The organism is bacterium, from assembly GCA_019912885.1.
GTDB lineage: Bacteria > Lernaellota > Lernaellaia > JACKCT01 > JACKCT01 > JAIOHV01.
Genome location: JAIOHV010000216.1, coordinates 1 through 8575 on the forward strand (window position 1 = coordinate 1; position 8575 = coordinate 8575).

The 8575-nt window shown below is 66.1% G+C and carries 7 protein-coding genes; 2 read left to right on the forward strand and 5 right to left on the reverse strand.

Annotated elements, in window-relative coordinates; all coding sequences use genetic code 11:
• The 5 genes from K8I61_19180 to K8I61_19200 all read right to left on the reverse strand — a co-directional run.
• Positions 1-886 (reverse strand): TolC family protein (locus K8I61_19180; protein MBZ0274171.1); only part of this gene is annotated, 886 nt, incomplete at its 3' end.
• Complete coding sequence (locus K8I61_19185; protein MBZ0274172.1) at positions 883-1491, reverse strand: TetR/AcrR family transcriptional regulator; 609 nt, start codon at positions 1489-1491, stop codon at positions 883-885. The genes K8I61_19180 and K8I61_19185, both read right to left, overlap by 4 nt.
• A gap of 285 nt (positions 1492-1776) precedes the next feature.
• Positions 1777-2541 carry a hypothetical protein gene (locus K8I61_19190; protein MBZ0274173.1) on the reverse strand — a complete coding sequence of 255 codons (765 nt, stop codon included), beginning with the start codon at positions 2539-2541 and terminating at the stop codon, positions 1777-1779.
• A 395-nt stretch (positions 2542-2936) separates the two neighbouring features.
• Complete coding sequence (locus K8I61_19195; GenBank protein MBZ0274174.1) at positions 2937-5309, reverse strand: FG-GAP-like repeat-containing protein; 2373 nt, start codon at positions 5307-5309, stop codon at positions 2937-2939.
• Between the two features lie 161 nt (positions 5310-5470).
• Complete coding sequence (locus K8I61_19200) at positions 5471-5644, reverse strand: DUF1328 domain-containing protein (protein MBZ0274175.1); 174 nt, start codon at positions 5642-5644, stop codon at positions 5471-5473.
• A gap of 328 nt (positions 5645-5972) precedes the next feature.
• Here K8I61_19200 and K8I61_19205 point away from each other — a divergent pair, with 328 nt between their 5' ends.
• On the forward strand, positions 5973-6827 hold the full coding sequence (locus K8I61_19205; protein MBZ0274176.1) for an NAD(+)/NADH kinase: 855 nt from the start codon (positions 5973-5975) through the stop codon (positions 6825-6827).
• Positions 6828-6931: 104 nt separating this feature from the next.
• Positions 6932-8143, forward strand: coding sequence for an NnrS family protein (locus tag K8I61_19210; protein ID MBZ0274177.1), 1212 nt, complete (start codon positions 6932-6934; stop codon positions 8141-8143).
• Positions 8144-8575 lie beyond the last annotated feature (432 nt).

Below are 8575 nucleotides of genomic sequence, written 5' to 3' on the forward strand. Positions count from 1 at the left end.
GGTCCGGGCGATTGTCGAGAAGATCGTCCGGCGCGCCGTATTCCGGGGCGGGCGGCGGTTCGGGCAGCGCGTCGGCCCCTGGCGCGTGGTCGATCGCTCCGCCCAAAAGCTCCACGAGGACCGCCTCCGCTTCCACCACGCGCGCGCGCGCCGCGGGCCGTTGCGTCGCCGTCGCGGCAAGCTGCTGGCGTTGCTGCAACACGTCGAGCCCCGTACCCGCCGCCCGCTCGAAGCGAAGCTGCACCAGTTCGAGCATCTGCTCGTTGGCGGTGATTTGCGTTTCGATCGCGCCCGCCTGCATCCGCGCGGCCAACAGGTCGTACCACGCCAGCGCGACGGCAAGCGCCGTTGACGCCGCGCGCTCGTCGCGCGTCTCGAGCGCCGCGTCGGCCGCGCGCCCGAGCGCCGCGGAATTCCGGATGGTGCTTCCGAAGACGTCCACGTTCCAGCGCGCGGCAAGATACGCCGAGCCCGACTCCGTGGAATACGGCACCGACGACGAAAACGCGCTCGCCGCCGCGGCGCCGCTTGCGCCCGACGCGCCGGCGAACGATTCGCGCTCGCCCTCCGGATCGACATCCGTCCGCGTCGCGGCAAGATCGACGCTCACGGACGGAAGCGCCGGCGAAAGCGCGGCCGACGCCGTGGCGCGTTGTTCGCGCACCGCGTCGCGCGCGGCGGCAAGGCCGGGATTTTTCGCGAGCGCCTCGCGCACCAGCCGATCGAGCGTCGGGTCGTTCATCACCGTCCACCACGCCTCGCGCGGCGCCGATACGTCCGCCGATTCCGCGGCCGCGTCGTTCAATTCGGCCGTTTGCGCGAAGGCCGCCGGCGTCGCCAGCGCCGACATCGCGGCAAGCGCCGCGGCCGCAACGAGGGTTCTCATCGCCGGCCTCCTTTCGCCGCCGCCGGCTCGATGCCGTCGCAAAGCGCGTCCACCACCGACGCGACGTACGCATCCGCCCTGGGCAGCGCGAGCGCGCCGCCGGTGAAGTGCTGCGCCATCGCCCGGCTCTGGAACGCGCCAAGGAACATCATGGCGAGCGTTTGCGTCCGCCGCCCCGATACGAGGCCGCGCGCCGCCGCGCGCCGAAACCACAACGTCAGCGCGCGGTGCGCCAGCATCGCCGGCGGGATGGACCGCCGGGACGGCGGGTGCGCCAGCGCGCCGCACGCCCGCAGCACCGCGAAATTCGGCACGTATTCCTCGAAGTAGCGGTCAAACGCCCGGCCGATCTCGCGAAGTTGCGCCCGGATCGGCCGCGCATCCGGCCCGGACTCAAGGAGCGCGAGCCACGACGGCTCCTGGGGCGGGAACAGCGCGGCGAACATCAACTCGTCTTTGCTGTGGAATCGCTTGAAAAGCGCCGCCTGGCTGATGTTGGCGCGCTCGGCGATCGCCTCCGTGCTGACGGCGGGACCGCCCTCGCGAAAGCAATCGCGCGCGATCTTCAGGATGGTTTCGTCGCTGACATGGCGCGGCCGGCCCATGAAATCTCCCCCCGAACGAACGATCGCCCCGGCCCCCGACACCGGGGGCGATAAGTGAGTACGCACTTACTATCAATGCCGCCCGGCTGCGTCAAGACACCGCCGCGTCAAAGCGGGTTAATTCGTGAGGACGCAAACGGTGTGACGAGGGACGAGTGATGTGTGGCTAGCGTAAGCGCGCGAGCGTCCTGCGATTGAAGGCGCGGCGCGCTCAGCAATGTCGCAGCGTATTCGGCGATTGCGTAAACAGGATCCGCGATTCCATGCCGCGCGGCGCCATCGGTCCTAGGGGCAGGGATTTTCGCTTTCGGGAATATCGGGCGCCGGGTTCGGCTGCACGCCGCCCGTGCCGAAGCAGATCCCGTCCGGATCGCCTTCCGGCACGCCGGAATTCCAGTACTGCGTCCGCTTTTCGTATTCGTTGTGGGCGAAAAACTCGACCGCGCCCGTTTCGACGTACGACTCGTCGTCCGGCCAGCCCGTCACGCTGACGACGCCGTCGCAGATCGGGCCCGTGTACGTGATGCCGCCGCCGATTTCCGTCATCGTCACCGCGATGCCGTGTTGCTTGATCTCGAAAATTTCGGGGAACGGCCCCTCGCAGTAGGACGTGGCGTACGAGTAGCACATGTATTGGCCGTTGAAACGCTTTCCATCGAGTTGGTCGTTTTCCCAGAACAACCCCGGGTAACAACCCAGGCACTGGCAGGAACTCTGTGTGCGATGGCGGTTGTCGCAGTACTCCGAAACGCAATCGCCGTCCTCGCGACAGAAGGCGCCGTCGCTCCCGTCTCCCGCCGTCACCGCATCGCAGACATCGCGGCAGGTATCGTTCAGGCAGATCAGGTCGCCCACGCATTCCGCATCGGAGGCGCAGTCCTCGCCTTCTTCGGCGAGCTGGCGGCAGGTGCCGTTGATGCACATCAAAGAATCCTCGCAGTCGGCCACGTCGTCACACGGTTCGCCGGTCTGAAGGTCGTCATCGTCGTCGTCGCCGCTCCCCGATCCGGGGCACAGCGACCACGCAACCATGACGAACGCACTGACCACGAACATAGCCGCCTGAACAACCATAACCCACGTTCGACGACGCATTGCCATGGACGATCCTTTGCGGGCCAGGGCGGCCCGACGCCTTCATGAAGATGTTTAACATTGTCACCACGCGGCCGGATTGGCGATGGGACGTCATACCGCGGCCGTCAGGGAGCGGGTCTCGCCCGTGCCCCGCGCCCGACGTTGCGATTCAAACCCGAATTCCCCGAATTCCGCGAATTCCCCTGTGTTCTCCGTGTCTCCTCCGCGCCCGGAGCTTGCCCTGAGTGAAGCCGAAGGGTGTACGTCGATGCGTTCCCCGCGATACCGATTCCGCGCTCCGCGCCCGACGAAAAAGGCCCCGCCGGAAGGCGGAGCCCCTCAATTGTTGCAGTGGCCTGCAGCCTGAATCAACACCCGCACCCGCAACCGTCGTCATTGTCATCGTCATCTTCGCCGGTCGCGTCATCGTCACCTGCGTCATCGTCTTGCGCGTCGTCATCACTCGAATCGTCGTCCAAGGCATCGTCGTCGGCCGCATCGTCATCGTCGCCCCGGATCGTGGTGGTCGTCGTCGAACCGGCCGTCGTGGTGGTCGTCGTCGTGCTGGTGGTCGATGTCGTCGTTCCCGCCGTCGTCGTCGTTGTCGTTGGAGACGTTGTGCTTGTCGTCGGCTGCGTGGTCGATGTCGTCGTTCCCGCTGTCGTCGTCGTTGTCGTTGGAGACGTCGTGCTCGTCGATGGGCTCGTCGTCGTGGTCGTCGGCTGAGTCGTGGTCGAAGTCGAAGTGCTCGTCGAAGTCGACGTCGAAGTAGTCGTCGTCGTGGTGGTCGTGGTCGTGGTTGTGGTCGTCGTCGTCGTCGTTGTCGTTGTTGTCGAAGAGGTGATCGTCAGCCAGAACGACCCCTCCGACCCCGCCGCGAATCCGTCGACGAAAACGTAGTACGTTCCGCTTCCCGCGGCGGTGAACTCGATCCGCGAATGCCACACCTCGTCCGCGTCGTCGTTGCAGCCGATCTGCGTGCCGGAAACGCAATCCCCGAAACGCACATACAGCGTCGTGTTGAAGGACGGGTCGCCGAGCAGATCCACGAAATACATGTTGCCCGCGACGCCCTCGAACGAATACACGATGTCCTTGGCCGTCGAGCCCGGAACGCACCACGGGATGTAGCCGTGCGTGAAGCCGGCGGTCGATGCCGTGAGCGCCGCCGGCACATCGACCGCCGAGAGAGTCGCGCACGTGTCGTTGCCGTCGTCGGCGGCGCCGTGCCAGACATACGCGCGCCCCTCGTCGTTCTGCCCGTTGTCGTAACGCGGCGCGCCGGCGATGACATCCGCGTAGCCGTCGCCGTTCACGTCCCCCGCGCCCGAGGCCGCCGCGCCGAAATACGCGCCCGCCTGGCCGCCCTCGGCTTTCCACGCCGGTGCGTCGGCCACGCCGTCGCCGCTCCCCAGGAACAGCCACACGCGGCCCTCATCGGATTGCCCGTTGGTGTCGAGCATCGAGCCGAATACGATATCGTCGTATCCGTCCCCGTTCACGTCCCCCGCGCCGCCCACCGAAACCGCCGCATCGATCACGGCGTCGTTGAACTGCCCGCTCGCGCCCATCCACGACGGCGACGACTCCACGCCGCCGGCATGCCCGTGATAGAGGTTCGCCCGCGCCTCGCGCTGGCTGTCGTCCCAGCCGTAGGATCCGACGATCACGTCGTCGTACCCGTCGCCGTTCACATCGCCCGCGCCGGCGACCGCCACGCCGAATTCCCCGTCGGGGATATCGCTCTCGCCGGTCCACGCGAACGTCGGGTTGATGCCGATCGCCCCGCCGAGATACACGAACGCGCGCCCCTCCCCAAACTCGCCGTTGCCGGAAAAACGCGCGCCGACGATGATGTCGTCGTAACCGTCGCCGTTCACGTCGCCGGCGCCGGCGACCGAGGAGCCGAACGCCGCGAAACTCTCATTGATTTCGAGGATCGCGTGCGGGCCGGGGATGATCCCGAACGACGCGCCCCGGTACACGTATGTCGCGCCTTCGCTCGACTGGCCGTTGCTGGAAAGCGGCGCGCCGACGATGATGTCGTCGTACCCATCGCCGTTGATGTCGCCCGCGCCGGCGACCGACGTGCCGAACGCGGCGAACGCCTGATCGCCGAATTCGTCCCAAAGCGGAAAACCCGCATCGTCAAAAAAAACTGTTGCTCGCCCCGCGCTGACGAGCCCATTGTTATAGTTCGGCGCACCGACGATCACCTCGTCGTATCCGTCGCCGTCCACGTCCCCCGCGCCTGACACCGAATGCCCCAAATACGCGAAACTTTGCGTGAGTACGACATCCCATGCGGGCGACGCCGACAGCCCGCCGGCGCCTCCAAAGAAACCGTACACGCGTCCCGTCCCCGGCAGCCCGCCGCTATACTCCCGCGCGCCGATGACCACATCGTCGTATCCGTCGTTGTTCATATCGCCCGCGCTCGCGACGCTGTAGCCGAAAAGCGCGCCCGCGCTGTTGCTCTCCGAGGTCCATTGCGGCGAGGCCGCGAGGTTCGCGTCGATCGCCTTCGGATACGCCGAGCCCTCTTCGTCCAGCGCGGCATGAAGCGTCTCCGGCGCTCGCCACTCCCCGCGCGCGAGCGGCGTCACGCCGTTCGCACCGAACGCGAGCGTGTTCTCCGAAACGGGAAGGGACTCGCCGGCCCCGTCGATCGGCTCATCGACGCAGGCGAAAAGAGAAACAATCGCAACAAGCAACACCGGAAAAAGCACCCAAACGCGCATTTCGCCTCCGAAAAAAACGCTAAACGGCGAAACATTAATTCATCGTGTCATGAATGAACGTTAACCTCGTTACGTCTTTTCCGGCGCGGAAAAAAACGAAGGGCCGCAGCCCTTCGCGTGTGTCTGGATACGAACGACTTTCGCGATCGACGGTTCCTGGTTTACACCGGCGGACGGCCGCGAACCGCGCCCGCGATCAGCGAAATCACAAACAAAACGAGGAAGATGAAAAAGAGAATCTTGGCGATGCCCGCTGCCGCGGACGCGATGCCGGAAAATCCAAGAATCGCCGCGATCACCGCGATGACGAAAAACGCCAGCGTCCAGCCCAACATAATGGAAACCTCCTGAAAAAAATTTACTGCTTTCTTGTTCCTTGTCTTTCGCCGCCATTCGGGCGGTCGTCTGTTACCTCAGCATGAAAGGGCGCCGCACGCTCCGCAACGTCGCGGCGCGTATTCCGCGATCGCGTTAACAGGATTCGCGATTCGTTTCGTCACCCGAACGGATCAAACGGACCTGATGGACCGAATGGACAAAATTGACCGGCGAACCGGCGTTTGCGATCCGCGATGACCTTTCAGACTTTCAGACTATTTTGCGATCCGCGACGACCTTCCAGGCTTCCAGACTTTCAGCCTTTCGGTCTAATCTGCCATTTCGATGAAACGCATCGCCATCTTCGTCATCCGCGATCGTCCCGAGGCCGGCGCCGCCGCGCGCGAGCTCATCGGCTGGCTGCGTGCCGAGGGCCTGACGCCCCTCTACCACGAGGAGCTCGAGACGCATTACGGCATCCCCGGCGGCATCGGGACCGACGACATCCGCAAGGACGCGGAGCTGGTCGTCGTTCTCGGCGGCGACGGATCGTTTCTCGCCGCCGCCCGCATGTTTCACGACCGCCCCGTGCCGATCCTCGGCGTCAACTTCGGCCTCCTCGGATTCCTCACCGAAACGACCATCGACGAGCTCCACGCCGCGGTCCGCCGCGTCATCGCCGGCGACTACGAGATCCGCGAGCGCCAGATGCTCAAGGGCGCCATCGAAACGAAAAACGCGCGCACCGAGTTCGTCGCGCTCAACGAGGTCGTCTTTTCCAAGGTGCGCGAGGCCCGCGTCATCGAGCTCGACATCTCCGTGAAGGGCGAACGCATGACGAGCGTGCGTGGCGACGGCATCATCCTCGCCACGCCCACCGGCACCACCGCCTACAACCTCTCCGCCGGCGGGCCGATCGTTTATCCCGGCCTCGAGGCGACGATCCTCACGCCCATCTGCGCGCACAGCCTGTCCTTTCGCCCCATCGTCCTGCCGTCGTTCTGGGAGGTGCGCGTCGAGCTCGGCCGCTCCACCAAACAGGTCCTGGTCACCGCGGACGGCATCACCATCGGCCCCCTCGACCCGGGCGATCACGTCACCGTCGTGGCCTCCAAAAGCCGCGTCGAAAAGGTCATCAGCCCGCGCCTGCGCTATTTCGAAATCCTCCGCGACAAACTCGGCTGGGGGAACAAGTATTGAAATAGGAAGTAGGAAATAGGAAAGAGAAAATAGAAACGCAGCCAGCCACCGCGCTACTTGCGATGGCATTCCCCATTCGCCATTCCCAATTCCCAATTGGTCCCATGAAGCCCATCTCAATCAAACTCTCGACAACGCAACCCACCGACATCCCCCTGCACGCGCCCATCTGGCGCACCGGGTTCCGCCCGTTTTTCCTCGGCGGCGCCGCGTTCGCCGCCATCGGCATGCTCGTGTGGAACGGCGCGTTCCGCGGCGCGCCGCTGCTCGCCAAAACGCGCCTCGCCCCCGTGGACTGGCACAGTCACGAAATGGTTTTCGGCTACACGCTCGCCGTCGTCGCCGGCTTTTTGCTGACGGCCGTGCGCAACTGGGCCGGCGGGCGTGAAACCGCGCGTGGACCTCTCCTCGCGGCGCTCTTCGCGCTGTGGGTCGCCGCCCGCGTGCTGAATGCGGTCTCGCGGCTTTTGCCCTGGATCGTCCCCGCCGCGATCGACGCCGCGTTCGGCCTCGCCATCGCCGTCGTCATCGCGCGGCCGATCCTCGCCGCAAGGCGCCCGCGCGACCTGGGCTTCGCCGCGTGGCTCGTCCTCATGAGCGTTCTCGCCTTCCTCGCGCATTTCGCGGCCGCGCGCGGCATCGAGGGACTCGCGCGACGCACGGCGATCCTCGGCGTCGCGCTCGTCGTGCTCATCATCGTCGTCGTCGCCGGGCGCATCGTCCCGAACTTCACGCGCTTTCACATGAAGGTGGACGTTGCCCCGCGCCCCGTTCTCGGTTGGGCGGCGATCCTCTCGGTCGCCGCGCTGCCGCTGCTTACGTTCATCAAGAGCCCCATCCCCGTCGGCGTCGCCGCGTTTGTCGCCGCGGGCATCAACCTCGCGCGGCTGGTCACGTGGCAGGGGCACCGCGCGTGGCGCAAGCCCGCGTTGTTCATCCTGCACATCGCGTACGCGTGGCTTGTCGTCGGCCTCGCGATGCGGGGATGGTTCGCGCTTTTCGGCGGCGCGTTGCCCACCACCGCGACGCACGCCCTCACTGCCGGTGCCCTGGGCTCGCTCACCCTCGGCATGATGGCGTGGGTGGGGCTTGCGCACTCCGGGCGTCCCGTCGTCATCGCGAAAACGACCGTCGCCGCGTACGCGCTCATCACCGCCGCCGCGCTCGTGCGCGTGTTCGGCGCGAACCTTTTCAAGGCGAAATACCTGATGATGATCGACGCCGCCGGCGCGCTCTGGGCCGCGGCGTTCATCCTCTACCTCATCACCTACGCGCCGATCCTCGTCTCGCCCGCGCACGGCGGCGGCAAGGACTGAACTGGGACCGCGGGCGGCCCGCCCGCTTATGCTGCGATTCCCCCCGGGAACGCCGAGCGCCAGCTCGGCCAAACGCATCTCGTCCCGCCTCGCCCTCAAATACCACCGGCTCTCATTCCGCGACGCGGCCGCTCCCCGGGACCGCAGGTGTCCTCACCTGCTTCGAATGCGATGTGCCGGCGCGGACGCGACCGCGCACTCCGGCGCTTCGTGCCTCCATTTGCGGCACTGACGCGGCAACGTCCCGGAAATCCCCCGTGTCCTCCGTGTCTCCTCCGTGACCGGAGCTTGCCCTGAACTACTATAGCGAAAATTCTTGTTGGGAGTCGCAGAAGCTACGGTCGGCGTCGGCTATGCGGCGTGTAGCAGCTGTTTGAGGCTGGCGTTGCGCGTGGCTTGCAGGGCGGTGATGAGCAGTCGTCCGCGGTCGGT